This window comes from Paenibacillus thailandensis, from assembly GCF_042685365.1.
GTDB lineage: Bacteria > Bacillota > Bacilli > Paenibacillales > Paenibacillaceae > Paenibacillus_AP > Paenibacillus_AP thailandensis.
On the sequence record NZ_JBHUMY010000001.1, the window covers coordinates 140,177 to 160,412 of the forward strand.

Here is a 20,236-nt window from a genome sequence, read left to right on the forward strand (position 1 = left end):
TTGCTTCTATTATGCAAACGAAAAACAAGGCTTCCGGACGATTCCGCTATTGACGGAAAACGGCGGGAGCCTTGCTAAACATTATAGTTACCGGTTAATCCATGGCAAACTGTTTCTGCTGGATGACCTTTTGGCGCGCGAACGCGTTTTGACGCCGGCTTTTTTAGTACCTTTCTTAACGGAGCTCGCCTTAGCTTTGGCTGGCGCTGCCGCCGTCTTGACGGTCGGTTCGTCGTCATCGCGTTTTTTGCCGCATCCGCAATCCTCATCCGGCTTCGCCTCGTTAGGCTCCGTCCAAGGCGGATTAGCTTCGTAACCGCTCAAAGATGCGTTCGGGAGGGGCATGTTGACGTTAGCCGGATAGCCGTAAGGAACGGGCGGGAAAGGCATGTTGCCATGTCCGTAATACGGCGGGAAAACGGCGTTCGGATAACCGGCCCAAGGGGCGGCGTTTGGCGCATTGTCGGCTATTGGCGCGTTGGGGTTGGAATGGCCGAAGTCAATGTTTTCGGCGCCGCCGAACGGATGAGGATAACCGTAGAACGGGAAGTTTTCGTTCGGATAACTTACGTTCGGACCCATCATGTTCGGGAAGCCTTCGTTCGGATAACTTACGTTCGGGCCCATCATGTCCGGGAATTGTTCGTTCGGGTAGCCGACGTTCGGTCCGGCCATGTTCGGGAAACCTTCGTTCGGATAACCTACGTTCGGACCCATCATGTTCGGGTAGCCTTCGTTCGGGTATCCGACGTTCGGTCCGGCCATGTTCGGGAAGCCTTCATTCGGATAACCTACGTTTGGACCCATCATGTTCGGGAAGCCTTCGTTCGGGTATCCGACGTTCGGTCCGGCCATATTCGGGAAGCCTTCGTTCGGATAACCTACGTTCGGACCCATCATGTTCGGGAAGCCTTCGTTCGGGTACCCGACGTTCGGACCGGCCATATTCGGGAAACCTTCGTTCGGATAACCTACGTTCGGACCCATCATGTTCGGAAAGCCTTCGTTCGGGTAACCTACGTTCGGACCGGCCATGTTCGGGAAGCCTTCGTTCGGGTAACCTACGTTCGGACCGGCCATGTTCGGGAAGCCTTCGTTCGGGTAACCTACGTTCGGACCGGCCATGTTCGGGAAGCCTTCGTTCGGGTAACCTACGTTCGGACCCATCATGTTCGGGAAGCCTTCGTTCGGGTACCCGACGTTCGGACCCATCATGTTCGGGAAGCCTTCGTTCGGATAACCTACGTTCGGACCCATCATGTTCGGGAAGCCTTCGTTCGGATAACCTACGTTCGGGTTAACGACGCCCGGCCATATGGAGTGCGGGTTTTCCTGATTGGGCCCCATGATGTTCGGACCCCCGGCATTCGGCCATTCCGCATTTGGACTTACCGGCATATTATACAGCGAATTCGTTTCGGTTGCGGGAATCCCGTATTGCTTGAACAAATCGACATTAGGCGTATGCTCGGCGTGAACCGGCATTTTTTTCTGCTCCACCGGCTTTTGAATCGGGGGCGGCGTTACTTTGGGCTCCGCGGCAATCGGCTCCTTCGGCGCGGGCGATACAGGCACGGGCGACACGGGAGCCTCCGGCGGCTTAGCGGGCGTCTCCGGCACGACGGGCGCCGTCGGTTTTTTCCAGGTCGGGAAATTGCCCGGCGTGTTTACGTTAGGGCCGGTTGCTCCGGGAATTTGCGCCGTGTTTTTCTTGCCCATCCAACCCTGCATGCCGTGCCATACGGCCGCCGGATTAAACGGGAAAAACGATTGCGGCTGCTGCACGCTTTGCGGCGCTTGAACGTTTTGCGGTACGTTCAGCGGACCGACCGTGTTTCCCATTCCCGCCGGCGTCTCTCCGGTTACGACAGGCGGCAGCTCGACGGTTTCGCCCGACACTTTCGGAATATTGACGATTTCTCCTGTCAGCAGCACATTCGGATTTTTTAATTGAGGGTTGGCTTTGATCATGTCGGCAAGCGGAACCCCCCAAGCTTTCGACAGCTTCCACAGCGTATCCCCTTGCTTCACGACATGCTGGCTCATAATTTCCATTCCGCCCGTACCGGAAGTCGTCGAAGGAATTTTGATCTTCATCCCGACATCGATAACGTTCGGATTGGTTATGCCAGGGTTCAACTTTAAAATCTCGTCTAGCGATACGCCATATTTTTGCCCTATCGAATATAACGAATCGCCTTTCTTCACAATGTGAATCTTCACGCGCCGATAACCTCCCGTCACAATCTTAACAACGAAACAACTGGATCAATCCCTACATCCTATGCACGAATTGGGCGAGTGTCTCCTATTTTGCAAAAAAAAATAGCAAAGCAGCTGTCCGGTTATTCCCGGATTCTGCTTTGCTATCTGGAACGATTGAACTAAAAAGCCTGAACGCCGTCGACCGTTACGATTTGGCGGAATTCTTGAAGCAAACGCGTCGTGATCGGGCCCGCCTTGCCGGAACCGATCGTGCGTCCATCGACCTCTCGCACCGCAATGACTTCGGCGGCCGTGCCGGTGAAGAACGCCTCATCCGCGACGTATACGTCGTGCAGCGTAAACGGCTCCTCCTTAAGCGGGAGACCCAGCTTGCCGCACAGCTCCATAATCGCCCCGCGCGTAATCCCTTCCAATGCGCCAACGTAACACGGCGGCGTATAGACGACGCCGTTCTTGACGATAAAAATATTGTCGCTGGAGCCTTCGGCCACGTAACCTTGCGAATTGAGCATAATCGCTTCGCCGACGCCGGCGTTGTTGGCCTGGATTTTGACAAGGACGTTATTCAAATAATTAAGAGATTTGATTTTCGGGTTAAGCGCATCCGGCACGTTGCGCCGCTGAGAGACGGATACCGATACGAGACCGTTCTCGTAAGCTTCTTCCGGATAGATCGAAAGCTCCTCTACGATAATGATGACGAACGCTTCCGGACAACGGAGCGGATCAAGCCCCAGATTGCCCGGCCCCCGGGAAACGACAAGCCGAATGTAGCCGTCGCGGAGCCCGTTGCGCCGAACGGTCTCGACGAGCGCTTCCTGCATCTGTTCCAAGGAGAGAGGAATTTGAAGCATAATCGACTTGGCCGAATCGTAAAGACGGTTCAAATGCTCCTTCAGCTTAAAAATATTTCCGCTATAAATCCGGATCCCTTCAAAAATACCGTCTCCATACAAGAAACCGTGATCATAAACCGAAATTTTCGCATTTTCCTTCGTTACATATTGCCCGTTTAAGTAGATCCATTGCTGCTTCAATCGTTATCCCTCTCTTTCTTCGAATTGGCATCGGTTGTTCCCGATTGTCAAACGTTCAGTTGTTCATAGGTGAAGCTCGGGTAACTGCCCAGCACGCGAACCTGGCAGCCGATCGCTTCGATTTCCGCAATTGCGGATGGCAGCAGCACCGTGTCCAGCCCCATCTCGATATCGATGTAAAAATAATAGGTCCCGAGCTTCTTCTTCGTGGGACGGGATTCGATCCGGCTCAGGTTGATCCGCCTCCATGCGAAAGCGGACAACACTTGATGAAGCGCGCCCGGATAGTCCTCCGGCGGCGTAATGAGAATGCTCGTTTTCGTATGTACCGAGCTGCGCGCCGTGTATGGCTCCGGTCCGACGAGCAGAAACCTTGTATAGTTATTGTCGTGGTCGGTGATGCTTTCCTTCAAAATATCAAGGCCGTTGTTCCATGCGGCCGTAGCCGTGCCGATGGCGGCCCAGCCCGCCTCCGGATGGTCGCCGACGAGCTTGACGCCTTCGGAGGTGCTGCCTACATGCTCCGTCTCCGCCTGCGGCAGTTCGCTGCGCAGAAATTGAAGGCATTGGGCGATGGCTACGGGATGGCTGATCACCTTTCGGATGCGGCTCAGTTCGATCGTTCCGTCCTCGTTCTGGAACGCTTCGCGCCTGCCGATCAAATTTTGGATGGAAGGATACACCCATTCGGCCTGTATCGGCAAATCGACCTCATGCACCAGCCAATCCATATGCAGGCTGACGGAGCCTTCGATCGTGTTTTCGATCGGGATGACGCTGTAATCGGTCTCGCCGTTTACGGTGGACATAAAAACGTCGGCGATCAGCCGATGATGCTTCCATTCCGCCTCATCGCCCGCGAACAGCCGCTTGGCGGCCTCGTCGGAGACGGAGCCTGCTGGCAATAGCGCTATCGATTTCATCGGCAAGCCTCTCCTTTAATCCGGTCCGGCAAAGACGGCTGTCCGTCCTCGCGATTGTCCTCGATCGTAAGCTCGGCGCCCGCCGCCGCCGGCTTGAGCCATATCGTTTCCGCCTCGATCCCCTCCGCGCCAAGCGTATCGGTGAGAAAACGCTCCAACCGCGTTTTGTCGGCGCTGTCCGCGTCCGCGAAAGCGATTAATGTCGGACCCGCCCCGCTTAACGCCGCGCCTAACGCGCCGAATTCCGCGGCCCGCTCGAGTATGGCCGACATGCCGGGTATTAGCGCCGCGCGGTACGGCTGGTGCAGGCGGTCGCGCATGGCGCTGCCGATCAGCTCAAGCTGCCCCGCCGCCAGCGCCGCGACAAGCAAGGAACTGCGGCCGACGTTAAATACCGCATCCGCCATCGGCACTTCCTTCGGCAGCGCATGCCTCGCCTGCTTCGTCGCCAGCTGGAACGACGGAATGGCGACAAGCGTCTCCAGCCTCGAATGCGGCTCAAGCCGCACATAATCGGCACGCTGCCCGTCCCAGGCGGACACGACGATGCCGCCGAACATCGAAGCGCCGACATTGTCCGGATGCCCTTCCAGCTCCGTTGCGATTTGAAACAATCTGTCGTCCGTGAGCGGACCTCCGATCAGCGCGTTGGCCGCCGCCAAGCTGCCGACGATCGCCGCGGCGCTGCTCCCGAGACCCCGCGTCAGCGGAATTTCGCTGTACATGGCAATGTCCAGCTCCGGCAAGGATACGCCGGCCTCGTCGAACACTTTTTGGGCGACCTTGTATAACAGATTGGTTTTGTCCTTCGGCAAGCCTTCCATGTTGCCGCCGTAAAACCGGAAGGACGTCTCGTCCGAAGCCGACATTTCGATCCAAGCGTATAGCGACAAGGCCATGCCGAGCGTGTCGAAGCCCGGTCCCAAATTCGCCGTGCTGGCGGGCACCTTCACGGTCACTTTACGGTTTTTCCATTCGCTGCTCATGAAGCTTTCTCCTTTTTGTCTGCTATCCTTCGACCCGGTATACGCTCTTGATTCTGCGCACCGTCTCCAGCGATTCGAACGAGCGGAGCACCTGCTGAACCGCCGCCTTGCTCGCGTCGTGCGTAATAATGATAATTTCCGCTTCCGGAATGTTCGGGTTCGGCTGCTGCAGCACCGACTCCAGGCTTACTTCGTATTCGGCGAACACCTGCGTAATGCGGGCAAGCACGCCGGCGCGGTCGTCCACATGCAGCAATATAAAATATTTCGAAGATATCTGGTCGTCCGTCTTCAGCTTCTTCTCTTTGTAAACCATGGCGCCTTGTCTTCCCGCCACGCCCAGCTTTTTGTTTTTGATGACGGCGACAAGATCGGACACGACCGACGTAGCGGTCGGAAGCTCTCCCGCTCCCGCGCCGTAGAACATCGTTTCGCCCACCGCTTCGCCGTGCACGTATACCGCGTTAAACACGCCGTTCACCGACGCGATCGGGTGCGATTGCTTCACCATCGTCGGCTGTACGCTGACGCTGATCTGATCGTCTTGGCATTCCGCGATGCCGAGCAGCTTCACCTCGTATCCGAGACGTTTCGCATACAAGATATCCTCCTTGCTGACCGACGAAATGCCTTGCACGGACACGTCGTCCAGCGCAACGTTCGTCCGGAAGCCAAGCGTGGACAAAATCGTCATTTTGCGCGCGGCATCCAGCCCCTCGACGTCGGAAGTCGGATCCGCTTCGGCATATCCGAGCTGCTGGGCTTCCTTCAGCACATCGTCGTAAGAAGCGCCTTCTTGGCTCATTTTGGTCAAAATATAGTTGGTCGTGCCATTGACGATCCCCATAATTTTAATGATCCGGTCGGACGAGAAGCCTTCGATCAGCGTCCGGATAATCGGGATGCCTCCGGCGACGCTCGCTTCGTAAAGCACGTCGCAGCCGTTGTTTTTGGCCGCTTCCAATATTTCCGGCCCGTGCAGCGCCATTAAGTCTTTGTTCGCCGTTACGATCGATTTGCCCCGGGCAATGGCCTCGAGCAAATAAGTCCGCGTATGCTCGACGCCGCCCATCACTTCCACGATCACGTCGATCTCGGGGTCGGCGATAATGTCCCACGGATCCTCCGTCAGCTTGCTTTCGTCAATCGTAAGACTGCGCGCTTTCGCCTTGTTTTGAACCAGAATTTTTTCCACATGAATCGGCGAGCCCGCTTGATTCTGCAAATCCTCCTGATGCCCCTCCACAATCCGGACAACGCCCGTACCTACCGTTCCTAAACCTAGCAATCCTACTTTAACCGGTTTCATCCTGTTTCCCTCCGCAACAATATTTGCTAGCCTTGACCGACTACGATCGCTTTGCGCACGCCGTCCTGCCTTCTTAGCGCGTCGACGAGCCCGTTCAGTTCCCCGGACAATTGCGACACGTCGACCGAAATCACGACATTGGCGTATCCTTGCAGCGGGATGCTTTGATTCATCGTGAGCACGTTTCCTTCCAGATCCGCCACGAGGGCCAGCACTTTGGACAAAACGCCGGACCGATGCTCCAAATCCATCGAAATGGTCGCAATCCTTTCCCGCTTCAGCTCGCTCAGCTCATATACGCCGTCTTTATATTTATAGAAAGCGCTCCTGCTTAGCCCGATTCGCTCGGTTGCCTCATGAACGGTGGCCGCTTCGCCTCGCCTCAGCATTTCTTTCGCCTGTACCGTCTTCATGATCGCTTCCGGCAAAATGTCTTCGCGAACGACATAATAACGGCCTACGTTCGCCACTCGATTCGTCCTCCCTAAAAAGACATCTGTTCTCTTATAGTGGACATTATAAAGGAATCTACCGTCTGCGGCAATAGGTAACGAATATAATTTAGAATAAAGGCCGTCTGTTGTCAGACGGCCTTCTTCCGTGTCAATATAACCTGCTCTTGTGAGCGGCGGCGGTTAAAATATATAATCGGAGCCTTCAAAAAACTCAAACGTATAGTAGCCGATCCGCACCGTATCCCCGTCTTTCGCTCCCGCTTTGCGGAGAGCCGCGTCCACGCCCACTCGGCGCATCAGGTTCGCAAACCGCATGACCGCGTCATAGGAGGTTAAATTAATGCGTTTCATATACCGCTCGATGCTTTCGCTTTCGATGACGAACACTTCGTCCTCCCGATGGATTTCGAATTTCATCTCTTCGCGCTGCTTTTCGTATTTGTATACTTTGCGCTCTTCGATTTCTTTGACTTCCTCCACGGCCGTCTCTTCCGGCAGCGATTCCAGAACGTCCATCGCCTTATAAATAAGCTCCTGTACGCCTTGCTTCGTCAAGGTCGAAACGGGAACGATGACATGCTCCAGACCGTCCTCCCGCTCGGCGATCTGCTGCTTGAACAGCTCCAGATTGTCGGCCGCCTCCGGCATGTCCATCTTATTGGCGGCAATGATCTGCGGCCTTTCCATCAGCTTCGGATTGTAGAGCGCCAGCTCTTCGTTGATTTTCACCCAATCCTCGTACGGGTCGCGGCCGTCGACGGCTGCGATGTCCACGACATGAATGATGACTCTCGTCCGCTCGACATGCCGCAAAAACTCGTGGCCCAAACCGACGCCTTCATGGGCGCCTTCGATCAACCCCGGCAGGTCGGCCATAACGAAGCTGCGCCCGTCGCCGACGTCGACTACGCCCAAGTTCGGCGTAATCGTCGTAAAATGATAGGCGCCGATTTTCGGCTGAGCCGCCGTCACGATGGACAGCAGCGTCGATTTGCCGACGCTCGGAAAACCGACCAGCCCGACGTCCGCCATCACTTTAAGCTCGAGAACGACCCAGCGTTCTTCGCCTTCCTCGCCGTTCTCCGAAATATCCGGCGCCGGATTGCTGACCGTGGCGAACCTCATATTGCCCCGTCCGCCTCTGCCGCCGCGCGCGATCACGACCTCTTGGCCGTGGCGCGTCATATCGGCAATGATCTCCTGCGTGTCGTCGTCAATGACGACGGTACCGGGCGGGACGCGGACAATCATGTTTTCCGCATTCGCGCCGTGCATCCCTTTCACCTTGCCCCGTTCTCCGGCCTTGGCCTTGAAATGCTTCTGGTAACGGAAATCCATAAGCGTTCGGAGACCTTCGTCCACGCGGAAAATAACGTCGCCGCCTTTCCCTCCGTCGCCGCCGGCCGGCCCGCCTTCCGGCACGTATTTCTCGCGGCGGTACGAGACGATGCCGTTTCCACCGTCGCCGCCTTTTACAAATATTTTCGCTTTATCGACAAACATGATGTCCCCCGTTCAAGCCCGCCATTCTGCACGAAGCAGCATGCTTCCATGCGGCTGCCCGGTATGAACCGGCCGCAGCGGCGCGCCTTCCAACTGCTGATTTATTTTGCTCGCGAAGCGCTGCTCGCCGCTAAGCTCGCCTTGATAGTAAAATGCCGCATACAAAGCTTCGTCATCCATGGAAAGCTTCATCGTCAGCATGGACGGTTCGCCGCCAGTCGGGACGGCCGCAAACCGGTAAGCGTTTATAATATCGATGAGCGATTCCGCCACCTTTGCGCTGTCTACGGGCAAATCCTGAAGCATGACGCCGTCTTCGACTTCAACGCATAGCTGAATCGCGTTCGTCATCGCGCGGAAAGACTGAATGTAGTTGACCAGAGCCGGTTCGCCAAGCTTCGCGATTTTGCTTTCCTGGGCCATTTTATCGCGTATTTTCTCCACGTACTCTATAGTTCTGTCCAGCTTCTGCATCCGGATATACCCGTATAACACCTGCAAATCGTTCATCCAATCGTGCCGATGATGATTAAGCGTACGGATGCTTGCAGCTTGAATCGTATGTATGGTACGCCTCGTCTGCTCGGCATGGTTTCTCCGTTCGGCCATCACCCATAACAGGGCCGATCCTGCAAGGCCGGCTACGGCCAGCGTATACAGCCACAGCTCACCCGGCCACACGAACCCGGCAGCTACGGGCAGCACGGCAGCTATCGCCACAATCTTTTTCGCTGTTTGCAAGCGATTCATGGATTTGATCCCACTTTCCCCATTTTTCCGGCTTATCCAGTATACCATGATGACGACCCATTGACCAATGCGCAAGCGGAAGCAGCTCCGCCGGCCTTACCCATGGACGGACCGATCCGGCGTATGTCAATCGGAATGTCCGACATACTAGGCAAAGCAAAAATCGCGCGGACTTAACAGATAAGTCCTTTAACGGCAAAATGCCCCGGCCTGTCGTCAGGTCGGGGCACTTCTGCTGTTATTATTCTACCGCTGCGGCAACCGGAGCTGCATCAACCGGGTATACGCTCACTTTTTTGCGATCGCGTCCCCAACGTTCAAATTTCACAACGCCTTCCACTTTCGCGAAGAGCGTGTCGTCTTTGCCGATGCCCACGTTCGCGCCCGGGTGAATTTTCGTACCGCGTTGACGAACGAGAATGCTGCCGGCCGTTGCGATTTGACCGTCGGCACGTTTAGCGCCAAGACGTTTCGCTTGGCTGTCGCGTCCGTTCTTCGTGGAACCTACACCCTTTTTGGATGCGAATAACTGAAGATCCAATTTCAACATCGATTGTCCCTCCTTACTGCAAAAGTTGTTCGTGAATTACGACATGCTTGCCGTAAGATTGTGCAATAGAATCAAGCATAACGACCATCGATTCGAGCTGGAGCTGAAGCTTCTCCTCCACGGCCTTGTCGGCCTGCTCCGGAATATCCGAAGACACCCAGCCGCTTTTGACGACTGCGGGGAGCTGCACGCCGGCCAGCGCCTCGATGGCATTGACGGTGCCGACCGTTACGGCCGACACGCCGGCGCAAACGATGTCCTTGCCCGGCTTCGCATATTGCGCATGTCCTTCGACCGCGAACGATGCGATCCGCCGGTCGGAAGCCCTTCGAGCGATCGTAACGGTTATCATGAAAACCTCTCGCTTACGCTTGGATTTTCTCGATCGTTACTTTCGTGTAAGGCTGACGATGACCTTGCTTGCGCGCATAGTTCTTTTTCGGTTTGTATTTGTAAACAACAATCTTCTGGCCTCTGCCTTGCTTCTCGACTTTACCGGAAACGGTAGCGCCGGAAACAAGCGGAGCGCCGGTCACGAGACCGTTGTCTTTGGATACAGCCAGCACGCGGTCGAAAGTTACGCTGTCGCCTTCGTTTACGTTCAGTTTCTCGATGTAGATCACATCGCCCTCCTGAACTTTGTACTGCTTACCGCCGGTTTCAATAATTGCGTACATTGCTCATTGCACCTCCTTGTAGTCGAAGACTCGCCTGATGCAGGTGGCACGGGGAAAGTCCCTTCGCTCTTGCGAACCTGATCGGAGCGGTATGATATAGCGCCGAGCAAGCAGAAACGATACTTTCGTCCTTATCCAAGGACGATACGTTTCGCGTAGAAAGATAGCTTGTATATAAGGATAAGACCTTATAAGTCGGTTATCTTTCAGATACGCCCAGAACATATACTTGATTATTCTATCATAAGCATGCCCGCAGTTCAATACTAAATACTAACATGAACTAAGACTTGACGCTCGTCTCGCTCCGAGTCAAACCGCCTTTCTCCATCGGCACAGCGGCTTCGAACGGCTGCCTGCCGGTTCCTCCGCATGCCGGACATCGCTCCGCATTCAGCTTCGCCGAATTTTCCCGCGCTTTCTTGCGGGTCATTTCCAGCAGACCGAGCCTCGTCCATCCGACGACGGTGCACTTCGTGCGGTCCTGCTTCGTCCAATGCTCAAGACGGTGCAGTACCCGGTCGCGATTCTGCTCGAGCTCCATGTCGATAAAATCGATGACGATAATGCCGCCGACGTCGCGGACCCGCAGCAGCCTGGCGATTTCGTCCGCCGCCTCCATGTTCGTCCGGAAGACCGTATCCTCCAAATCTTTGCCGCCGGTAAACTTGCCTGTGTTGACGTCAATGACGGTGAGCGCCTCGGTTTCGTCCCATATTAAGCTGCCGCCGCTCGGGAGGCGAATGCTGGATTGGAAATCGGCGTACAGCTGGGCCGTGATCCCAAACGCGTCGAACATGGTTTCGTTCCCGTCCGGAGTGTAAAACGATAGCCTCCCGGCAAACGGAGGCGACATGTCTTCCAGCAGCTGCTTCAGCGTCTCGAATCTTGCGGGATCGTCAATCCATACTTCGTTTATATCGGCCGTCAAGCTGTCGCGGATAATCCGGCGCATGAGCCCGACCTCCCGGTGAATTTCGGCCGGCGCGGACGCCTTGCCCGCCGAAGCCGCAACGCGCCGCCACTGCCGCCTGAGCTGCGCAACATCCGCTTCAAGCGCTTCGAACGACGCTTCGCCCGCCGCCGTCCGCATAATAATGCCTTCGTCCTCGAGGCGAAGCTCCTCTCCCGCCGTACGGAGCCTCGCTCTTTCCTGCTCGTTTCCGATCTTTTTGGAAACGCCGACATAACCGGCCTTCGGCATATAGACAAGGAACCGCCCCGGAAGCGCATAATGGGTCGTCACGCGAGCCCCCTTGCCGCCGATCGGCTCCTTCATGATTTGAACGAGCAACTCCTGCCCGGGACGAACGAGCTGCTTAATATCGGGCTTGCGTTCCGATTGCTTGTCCATGTTGGGATGGAGAAGCTCGTCCACGTATAGAAACGCGTTTTTGGACAAACCGATATCCACGAACGCCGCCTGCATGCCCGGCAGCACGTTGACGACCTTGCCTTTATATATATTGCCCACGAGACCGCTGTGCTCCGAACGCTCCATGCCAAATTCAATCAGCTTGCCGTCCTGGACGATAGCGGTTTGCAGCAGTTCGCCGTCGCCGTGCATCAACATTTGCTTCATCCCGCGCACTCACCTGCCTTGCCTGTTTTCTTTCATTTTAGCATAAGCGCAAGCGGCTTTCGACGCCCTTCGGCTCAAAGCTTACGTTTGGCGGTGAAATATAAGACAGGAGCATCCGCATACCAGCCTTCCGTCCCCGGCACTATGGCAAAAACAGTTCCAGAAGCGGCCGGTTCGGATTGCGTTCGGTCAGCAGGCGCTCGATAATTTGCTGCTCGGGCACCACCTTTTCGACCGCGCCTCCGCGGCCTTTCAAATAGACGTAATGATAGCGGTCGCGCCAGAACTGCTTGGCGACCTGCATTAGCGTTTGCCTGCCTCCCGCGACGATCGGGAGTGCCGCCGTTTCGCCGGCGAGCTTGGGCTCGGCCAGCCGCTCGCGGTGCATCAGAAACCGATAGAACAGGAACGGAATGTTGCGCGAATAGGTCCAGTTCGTAAACCAAAGAAACAGACCGACCACGGCCAAATTCAGCTGGATGCCCCGAATTCCCGCGAGCGCGGGCACAACGGCGTAAAGGAGCATCAGCGCGCTGCAGGTTAAGCTGATCCTGGCGCTCCATACCATCGTCGTATAGTAATTCAGAAGCTTGCTTAAACCTGCTTGCAGCAGCTTGCCCCCGTCCAGCGGATAAATCGGCAGCATATTGAACAGCCCGATCGCCAGATTCGCTTTGACGATAAATCCGGCCCAATCGGACTCCCACCACCCAAGCTGCCCCAGTCCCCATGCGGCAAGCCCCATCCAGGCGTTCTGCAGCGGGCCGGCAACGGCGACTATGGCGTCCTCCTTCGCGGAAACCCCGCTATGGTTATCGACCTCAAGCACGCCGCCGAACGGCAGCAGCTTCACTTCCCGCAGCTGCCAGCCGAAGCTTCTCGCCGCAACGACATGCCCGATCTCGTGGACGAGCACGATCAGAAACAGCGTAGCCAGCTCGATTAAATAGCCGGTCAAAAAAGAAGCACCCATAATAAAGACGAACAGCGGATGTACCGACCAAACGATCCCTTTCCACTTAATCAAGCGGAATCACGTCCGCCGGATCCACATACCGGCCGCCCTGCTTTACGGCAAAATACAGCAGGCTCGGTTCTTCGCCTTGCGCCTGTCCGATGTTTCCGATCGGGTCGCCCGCCTCCACCCAATCATCCTTCTTAACGGTTGCGCCCGCCAATTTGCCGTAAACCGTCATTCTACCGTTCGTGTGCTGGATGACGATCGTGATGCCGCCGGTGCCTTCCCCTCCGTTCGTCACTTGCGCGATACGTCCCGTCTGAACGGCGACAACCTGCTCTCCGGATTCCCCCGCCAATTCGATGCCGCTCAGCAGCTCCGCGAACGTCTTGACCAATACGCCGGACCGAAGCGGTTCTACGACCGGCTGCTTCACGGTTCCGTCGACCAGCTCGGCGGGCTGCTCTTTGCTTTCGAAGATCGGAATAAACGAAGGCGCTCCGGCGAACGTCTCCCGATACCATGCGGCCGCGGCCTCGAAATCCATCGGCTCGGTCATCGCTTCTTCAATCCACTCCCGGCTCCCGTCCAGCCACGGCAAATCGTAGCGGAATACGGCCCATATGGCCGCAAAAAGAAGCAAAGCGGCCGCAGCCTTCCAGCGCAGACCTTTCCAGAACGCTCCGCCCTCCGTTCCCCTATCGGAGCCCGGCGGGTCGTACCGGTCCGAGTATGCGCCGTTCCAATCGCTCCTGTTCCACGTTCCGAGCCAAGGATTCGGGTTCGCTTTCCATTCCTTCTCCGGGTCGGGCTCGTCCGTCAAGTCCGGATGACCGTAATTCGATAACCGGTCGAACTGCACGCTCTCGTCGTAAACCGGCTCATGGACGGGCGAACGATGCCGGAACGGATCCCGTTTCCGTTCAGCGCGTTGCTGCTCTTCCAGCAGTTTCCTGATTTTATCTTGCCGCCTTTGTCGGATGGCGTCTTTCGTATTCATCTCTCGCCTTCCTCCTCCGCAATTAAAGTTTAAGCTCTGCTAAGCCGAAACGTTCGCGATAAGCTTGTTCTTCCTTCATGCTTATGAGGAGGAGCGGACAACTATTCATGCCGGGAGGCGCGAGATCAACCTCTTATCAGTAAACAAAAAGCAGGCGGACAAGAAAGTCTTGTTCCGCCTGCTTTCGTCTATGACGCTAATGGCTAATCGGCCAGCTCATACACTTCCTGATGCGCCCTGATACTGAACACAATACCGATGCACAGCATATTCAGCAGCAAGGACGTGCCGCCGTAGCTGATAAACGGCAATGTTATGCCGGTTATCGGCATAAGGCCGATCATCATGCCGATATTTTGGAAAATTTGGAATACGTACATGGACGCGATCCCAATAACAATATAAGAAGCCCGCCTGTCGTAGCATTGATAAGCAATCATAATAATGCGGTAAATAAGCAGAAAATAAAGCATCAACAACACGGCCGCGCCGGTAAAACCAAATTCCTCGCCGATGACGACAAAGATGGAATCCGAATACGGATAAGGAATAAAGCCGCCTTTTTTCATATCGCCCTGCATATAACCGTCCCCGCTTAATCCGCCCGATCCGATGGCGATCTGGGCGTTTTGCGATTGGTGCTTATCGTCGGCCGACGCTTCTTCCGGGTTGATAAACGTGTTGATCCGGGCATACCAGTGTTCTTTGTCGTGATCGGTCAGATAGTCTTTAATATTTTCGTTGAAGACGGTAAACAGCGTAACGAAGAGGACGATTCCCGCTACGACCGCGGCCAAGCCGATTAGCACGTGCGTATATTTGACGTTTCCGATCCATAGCATTCCGAGCAAAATAACCAAATAAATAATGGCGTTGCCGAGGTCCGGCTGAATCATGACGAGCATAAACGGAACAAATACGAAAGCTCCGATCGGCACGATATCCTGCACAAAATTAAGTTTGTCTCCTTGCTTTCGCCCCAGCAAATAAGCTACGCCGACAATAATGACGATTTTGACCGCTTCCGCCGGCTGGAAGGACAACGCTCCAAGCCTGAACCAGCCTGTAGCTCCGTTAATATTGCTGCCCGCAAAAAATACGAGCACCAGCAAAACGATGCCTATCCCGTACAGCACATGCCACAGCTTAAGCAAAACCCGATAATCAAATACGGTCGCCATGACGGCTAAAAGCAGGCCGACCGCATAAAATATGACCGTTCTGACATCCGTATTGGCGTAATTGCTGCTTTGGCCGTCGATCGCGCTATGAATCGAAATGACGCTGATACACATCAAACATAACAAAATGACGAATATGCCCCAGTCAATCTTTTTTAGTTTGTTAAGCACAGCTTAAATCATCCTATTCCCAGAAACTTGCGGAACCGTTTGAAAGCGCCGGTCTTCTCTTCCAGCTGCATCAAAGGAACCATGTCCCCAAGAATGCGTCTCGCAATGTTCCGGTATGCGATTGATGCCCGGGAGGAAGGATCCATAACCGTCGGTTCGCCGGCGTTCGCCGATTTAATGACCTTCTCATCATCCGGCACAATACCAAGCAAGTCAACCGCCAGTACTTGGCATATTTCGTCTACGTCGAGCATCTCTCCGCTTTTGACCATTGTCGGCCGAATGCGGTTAATGACGATTTTGGATGCGAGCTTTTCTTTTTCCAACAGTCCGATAACCCGATCCGCGTCGCGCACGGCCGCATTTTCCGGCGTCGTTACGACAATGGCGCGGTCGGCGCCGGCAATGGCGTTCCGGAAGCCGTGCTCGATGCCCGCCGGGCAATCGATGATGACATAATCGAAATCCTGTTTGAGCTCCAGCACGATATCTTTAACCTGCTCGGGCTTGACGTCGTCTTTATCCTTCGTTTGAGCAGCCGGCAGCATGTACAATTCCTCGAACCGTTTGTCCTTGACAAGCGCCTGATTAAGGCGGCATCTTCCTTCCGCAACGTCAACCAGATCGTAGATAATCCGGTTTTCGAGTCCCATGACCACGTCCAGATTGCGCAAACCGATATCGGTATCCACCATGCATACTTTTTTGCCCAGCAACGCGAGCGCGGTACCGAGATTGGCCGAAGTGGTCGTTTTGCCGACTCCGCCTTTGCCCGAAGTGATTACTATCGCCTCTCCCATGCTCAACACTCCTTAAACGTAAGTTGAATGGCCGCGCAGCCGGTAAAGCTGAGTCATCTTGTCGATATGCATCTGGCCATCCTTCAAAAAAGCGAACTCCATCGCGGAATCCCCCGTCATCCACTCCTCGGGAGGCCTGCTGATCACATCCGCGATTCGGAGTTGGGTCGGCCGCATTAGCGAAGCGGCGATGATGACGTCCGTACGCCCGTTGCATCCGGCGTGCGCCATGCCGCGAAGGGCGCCGACCACATAAATGTCGCCCGTGCAAATGACGGTTCCGCCCGGGTTCAAATCGCCGGCCAGCAGCAAATCGCCGTCATGCTCGATCGTCTGACCCGAACGGACGATTCCCGTAAACACTTTCCAGCCGCTCTGATCGTTATGTTTCGTCCCGTTCTCCGCTTCCGATTCGATGGACTGAACCATTAAGTTCCCTTGCGTGCGAATGATGGACCGGATCCGTTCCTTGTCTTCCTCGTCCAGCCGCCTTTCGCCAAGCTTGACCTGCACATGCACGAGAGGTCCGGTCAGCAGCTGCTGATGCGTCTTCTCCAGCTTGTACTGAAGCTCGTCGAGCAGAACGGAAAATTCGCACTGATCGTCAAGAAGGAACACGAGACCTTCTTTAACCCCTTTGATGATAATATGCTGCTTCTCGGCCACCACTGTCCCTCCCCAACATTAACCATTCTTGCAGCACAAGGTCAAATCCTGCTTTAAGGCTCGGATCACTCGCGAAAGGCGGGAGCTTGTTTGCTTGCCGTTTCGACTCCAACACACCCGCAAACAGCTAGAAACGGGCCGTATCGGGCTTCGGCAGCCGACGGCTTCTTTAGGCTGGTCGTCAAGCTTCCTCCTTGTCCGGGTTTTTCTTGGCGTCCGCCTCAAGGAACCTTCTGAGAGGCACATAGACGAGCAGCGCAAAAGCAAGCTGCAGGAACAAGCTGGGCAATATATGATCCAGCAAAGCCCACGCGTAAGTTTCCGTAGAAATACGGAAAGCATAATAAATGCCGTACATAACCGAATCATAAACGATGTAGTTGATTCCGATAACGGAAAGCGCAGCGAGCAGCGTGCAACGCTTGTTCTCCAAAAGGACGCCGGTGTAATAACCGAGCAAGCCCGTTACGAACGCCCCGGGGCCGATCATATGGCCGAAGTAAACGACGTCCTGCAGCAGGCCGAAGCCCGCACCTAGCAAAAGCGCACGATGCCGGTTGCTGTATAACGAACAAAAAATAACGACGACAAACACAAAATGAGGAACGATTCTCGACGTGTAGCCGGCCGGAATGATCCACGGCATTACGGTGCCCTCGACGATAAACAGAAGGAGCATAAAGCCGATCAGCTTGTTGATGCTCATTCGGCGGCATCCCCCGTTTCAGGCATTTGAACGACAAATACCTGCGTCAAATGCTCGAAATCGGCGGACATTTTAACGGAAGCCGTGTTGGTCAATCCGAAATCGCCCACTTGCTTGGACTCGACCGTGCCGATCACGAGTCCTCGCGGATACACATTGCCAAGTCCCGACGTAATGACGGTATCGCCTACGGCCATCTTGTCGTTTTCGGGAATTTTGGTCATGACGAGCATGCCCGATTCATTGTCGTAACCGCTAATGATGCCAAAAGATTCGTCCTGGCGGCCCATGATGGTCGCCGCGATCAGGTTCGACGTCGGCGACGTCTCGTCCAGCTCCGTAATCGGCGTCACCGTTGCGGTGTACGGCCTTACTTCGTCGACAATACCGACGAGACCGTCTACCGTCGTCACGGCCATGTTTTTCTTAATGCCGTTCTTCGAGCCCAGGTTGATGACAAGCGTCTGGCTGTTGGCGTCGTTATTGACCGCAACGACCTGCGCGATCAAATAATTGTAGTCGTACATTTTTTTCTGCTGCTCGGTGAAGCCAAGCGCTTCTTGCAATTCCCTGTTCTCTTGCTCGACCCAGTTGTAATGAATTTTGTCTCTGGCATACGCAGCCGCCGTCTGGCGGAGCTGCTCGTTCTCTTCATAGATCGTGCGGAGGTTGGCAATATCCTCAAAGAAGCCCGCTATCGACGCAGCGGGCTTGTAAAACCATTGTTGAACGGTACCGAACGCATCCCCGAGAAATTTCTCGGGCCAAGTCAGCTCCTTTCGGTCGCTCAACGAAAATCCGATAATCGCGATGAACAGAATAAACCCGGTCATAAGCATGAATACACGCTTATTTCTAAGCAGCCTAAACAGCTCGATCACCTGCCCGTTCCATGTCCGCTTCCCCCTCGGACGGCATTAGCGCTTACGGGAAGACGAGCCGCCTTTATTTTTGAACAGATGGATATGGTCAAGCGAGCGTCCCGTTCCGATCGCCACGCAATCGAGCGGATTGTCGGCGACGATAACCGGCATGCCGGTCTCGCGCGACAGCAGCTTGTCCAGATTGCGAAGCAGCGCTCCGCCGCCCGTCAACACGATGCCGCGGTCCATAATATCGGCCGACAGCTCCGGCGGGCATTTTTCCAGCGTAATTTTTACCGCGTCCACGATCGCATTAACGGTGTCGGTCAGCGCCTCCGTTATTTCGTCGGACGTAATCGCAAGTGTTTTCGGAAGGCCCGTTACGAGGTCGCGTCCTCGAATTTCCATCGATTCAGGCTGATCGAGCGGAAGGGCGGAGCCGATTTCCATCTTCAGCTGCTCGGAAGTTCTTTCGCCGATCATCAAATTGTACATCCGCTTTACGTATTGGATAATAGCTTCGTCCATCTCGTCGCCGGCCACGCGAATCGAACGGCTCGTCACGATGCCGCCGAGCGAAATCACCGCTACCTCCGTCGTGCCGCCGCCGATGTCGACGACCATGCTGCCCGTCGGCTCCCATACCGGCAGATCGGCTCCGATCGCAGCCGCAAACGGCTCTTCGATCGTATAAGCTTCTCGGGCGCCCGCTTGCTTCGCCGCGTCTTCCACGGCGCGCTTCTCTACCGCTGTAATGCCCGAAGGGACGCACACCATCACGTTCGGATGCTTCGGAAACAGCGAGCGCTGTTTCTGCGCTTGGCGGATAAAGTATTTGATCATCGTTGCCGTCGTGTCGAAATCGGCGATAACGCCGTCCTTCATCGGACGTACCGCGCGGATATTGCCGGGCGTTCTGCCGATCATCTTCTTTGCGTCTTCGCCTACGGCCTCGATCGTTTTCGTATCTGTACGCAGGGCGACCACGGAAGGCTCCCTGACCACAATTCCTTTGCCTTTAATAAATACGAGCGTATTCGCTGTCCCTAAATCAATACCCAAATCCTTCGAAAAACCACCAAACATGTTAATACTCCCTTCTAAATGCGACAATCCCTTTTATTATATTACATATATCCGTGTTCCTTCAAACTTACAAAACGTCCGTCGCCGATGACAAGATGATCCAGCACTTCGATGCCGACAAGCTCCCCTGCTTCCATGAGCCGCTTCGTTAAACCGATGTCTTCGGCGCTTGGCGTAGGATCGCCGCTAGGATGATTATGTACGCAGATGAGCGATGCGCTGTTATGCTTAATGGCCGCCCGAAACACTTCTCTCGGATGAACGAGCGATGCGTTTAGCGTGCCGATCGACAATGTTTCCCGGGCAATAATGTGGTTTTTGGTATTGAGGAACAAGCATACGAAATGCTCCTTCTTCAGCAGCCTCAAGTCTTCCATTACGCAATCCGCGGCGTCTTGGGGCTTGCGGACGGTGACCGGCTTGCCGGAGCCGCTTCTGGACACTCTTCTGCCCAGTTCGATTCCGGCCCGCAGCTGCACCGCCTTGGCAGGACCGATGCCGCGGATCGCTACAAGCTCGTTTAAGCTCATATCGACCAGATTGTGCAAGCTTCCCGCTTCCTTCAGAATGCGGGAGGCCAGATGCACGGCCGATTCCCGTTTCGTTCCCGTGCGAAGCAATATCGCGATCAATTCGGAATGGCTTAACGCTTCTGCCCCATATCGCATCATGCGCTCTCTTGGACGTTCATCATGGGGGACATCGCGCAGCGTATAGCTATGCGGCTCCATGCCCCTTTTCCTCCGTCTTTATCTCATATTCATAGAAATAATCATTGTTATCATCAGTCCGGTTTATGAAAGCTGC

Annotated in this window: 21 protein-coding genes; all 21 read right to left on the reverse strand. The window is 55.1% G+C overall.

Annotated features, from left to right (window positions below; all coding sequences use genetic code 11):
• Positions 1–87 precede the first annotated feature (87 nt).
• Positions 88–2,223, reverse strand: coding sequence for a LysM peptidoglycan-binding domain-containing protein (locus ACFSW5_RS00585; RefSeq protein WP_379268603.1), 2,136 nt, complete (start codon positions 2,221–2,223; stop codon positions 88–90).
• 161 nt (positions 2,224–2,384) lie between these two features.
• A complete protein-coding gene (ilvE, locus tag ACFSW5_RS00590) occupies positions 2,385–3,263 on the reverse strand; it encodes a branched-chain-amino-acid transaminase (protein WP_379268605.1) in 879 nt (292 codons plus the stop codon).
• Between the two features lie 47 nt (positions 3,264–3,310).
• Positions 3,311–4,186: a prephenate dehydratase gene (gene pheA, locus ACFSW5_RS00595; protein WP_379268608.1), complete on the reverse strand. Its 876-nt coding sequence runs from the start codon at positions 4,184–4,186 to the stop codon at positions 3,311–3,313.
• Positions 4,183–5,172, reverse strand: a complete 990-nt coding sequence (gene thrB / locus ACFSW5_RS00600) for a homoserine kinase (protein WP_379268610.1) — start codon at positions 5,170–5,172, stop codon at positions 4,183–4,185. Before thrB ends, pheA begins: the two co-directional genes overlap by 4 nt.
• 22 nt (positions 5,173–5,194) lie before the next feature.
• Positions 5,195–6,481: a homoserine dehydrogenase gene (locus ACFSW5_RS00605; protein WP_379268612.1), complete on the reverse strand. Its 1,287-nt coding sequence runs from the start codon at positions 6,479–6,481 to the stop codon at positions 5,195–5,197.
• A gap of 26 nt (positions 6,482–6,507) precedes the next feature.
• Positions 6,508–6,951: an ACT domain-containing protein gene (locus tag ACFSW5_RS00610; RefSeq protein WP_379268614.1), complete on the reverse strand. Its 444-nt coding sequence runs from the start codon at positions 6,949–6,951 to the stop codon at positions 6,508–6,510.
• A gap of 165 nt (positions 6,952–7,116) precedes the next feature.
• On the reverse strand, positions 7,117–8,439 hold the full coding sequence (gene obgE / locus ACFSW5_RS00615; protein ID WP_379268616.1) for a GTPase ObgE: 1,323 nt from the start codon (positions 8,437–8,439) through the stop codon (positions 7,117–7,119).
• Positions 8,440–8,451: 12 nt separating this feature from the next.
• Positions 8,452–9,189 (reverse strand): Spo0B domain-containing protein, encoded by a 738-nt coding sequence (locus ACFSW5_RS00620; protein WP_379268618.1) that lies wholly within the window; start codon positions 9,187–9,189, stop codon positions 8,452–8,454.
• A 241-nt stretch (positions 9,190–9,430) separates the two neighbouring features.
• Positions 9,431–9,739: a 50S ribosomal protein L27 gene (gene rpmA, locus ACFSW5_RS00625; RefSeq protein WP_379268620.1), complete on the reverse strand. Its 309-nt coding sequence runs from the start codon at positions 9,737–9,739 to the stop codon at positions 9,431–9,433.
• A 13-nt stretch (positions 9,740–9,752) separates the two neighbouring features.
• The gene (locus ACFSW5_RS00630) at positions 9,753–10,091 is read right to left on the reverse strand and encodes a ribosomal-processing cysteine protease Prp (protein WP_379268622.1); all 339 of its coding nucleotides are present in this window, start codon (positions 10,089–10,091) and stop codon (positions 9,753–9,755) included.
• Between the two features lie 13 nt (positions 10,092–10,104).
• Positions 10,105–10,416: a 50S ribosomal protein L21 gene (gene rplU / locus ACFSW5_RS00635; protein ID WP_379268624.1), complete on the reverse strand. Its 312-nt coding sequence runs from the start codon at positions 10,414–10,416 to the stop codon at positions 10,105–10,107.
• Between the two features lie 283 nt (positions 10,417–10,699).
• Positions 10,700–11,998 (reverse strand): Rne/Rng family ribonuclease, encoded by a 1,299-nt coding sequence (locus ACFSW5_RS00640; RefSeq protein ID WP_379268626.1) that lies wholly within the window; start codon positions 11,996–11,998, stop codon positions 10,700–10,702.
• Between the two features lie 142 nt (positions 11,999–12,140).
• Entirely contained in the window at positions 12,141–13,025 is an 885-nt protein-coding gene (locus ACFSW5_RS00645; RefSeq protein ID WP_379268628.1) for a M50 family metallopeptidase, read from the reverse strand.
• Positions 13,018–13,956, reverse strand: a complete 939-nt coding sequence (locus ACFSW5_RS00650; protein WP_379268630.1) for a peptidoglycan DD-metalloendopeptidase family protein — start codon at positions 13,954–13,956, stop codon at positions 13,018–13,020. The genes ACFSW5_RS00645 and ACFSW5_RS00650 overlap by 8 nt, the downstream gene beginning before the upstream one ends.
• 203 nt (positions 13,957–14,159) lie before the next feature.
• Positions 14,160–15,308 (reverse strand): FtsW/RodA/SpoVE family cell cycle protein, encoded by a 1,149-nt coding sequence (locus ACFSW5_RS00655; RefSeq protein ID WP_379268632.1) that lies wholly within the window; start codon positions 15,306–15,308, stop codon positions 14,160–14,162.
• An 8-nt stretch (positions 15,309–15,316) separates the two neighbouring features.
• Complete coding sequence (gene minD / locus ACFSW5_RS00660) at positions 15,317–16,108, reverse strand: septum site-determining protein MinD (RefSeq protein ID WP_379268634.1); 792 nt, start codon at positions 16,106–16,108, stop codon at positions 15,317–15,319.
• A 12-nt stretch (positions 16,109–16,120) separates the two neighbouring features.
• Positions 16,121–16,777, reverse strand: a complete 657-nt coding sequence (gene minC / locus ACFSW5_RS00665; RefSeq protein ID WP_379268637.1) for a septum site-determining protein MinC — start codon at positions 16,775–16,777, stop codon at positions 16,121–16,123.
• Between the two features lie 178 nt (positions 16,778–16,955).
• Positions 16,956–17,480 carry a rod shape-determining protein MreD gene (mreD, locus tag ACFSW5_RS00670; RefSeq protein ID WP_379268639.1) on the reverse strand — a complete coding sequence of 175 codons (525 nt, stop codon included), beginning with the start codon at positions 17,478–17,480 and terminating at the stop codon, positions 16,956–16,958.
• Positions 17,477–18,361 (reverse strand): rod shape-determining protein MreC, encoded by an 885-nt coding sequence (mreC, locus tag ACFSW5_RS00675; RefSeq protein WP_379268641.1) that lies wholly within the window; start codon positions 18,359–18,361, stop codon positions 17,477–17,479. The genes mreD and mreC overlap by 4 nt, the downstream gene beginning before the upstream one ends.
• Before the next feature lie 36 nt (positions 18,362–18,397).
• A complete protein-coding gene (locus tag ACFSW5_RS00680; RefSeq protein WP_379268644.1) occupies positions 18,398–19,429 on the reverse strand; it encodes a rod shape-determining protein in 1,032 nt (343 codons plus the stop codon).
• A 41-nt stretch (positions 19,430–19,470) separates the two neighbouring features.
• Positions 19,471–20,160, reverse strand: a complete 690-nt coding sequence (gene radC / locus ACFSW5_RS00685) for a RadC family protein (RefSeq protein ID WP_379268646.1) — start codon at positions 20,158–20,160, stop codon at positions 19,471–19,473.
• Between the last annotated feature and the right edge of the window lie 76 nt (positions 20,161–20,236).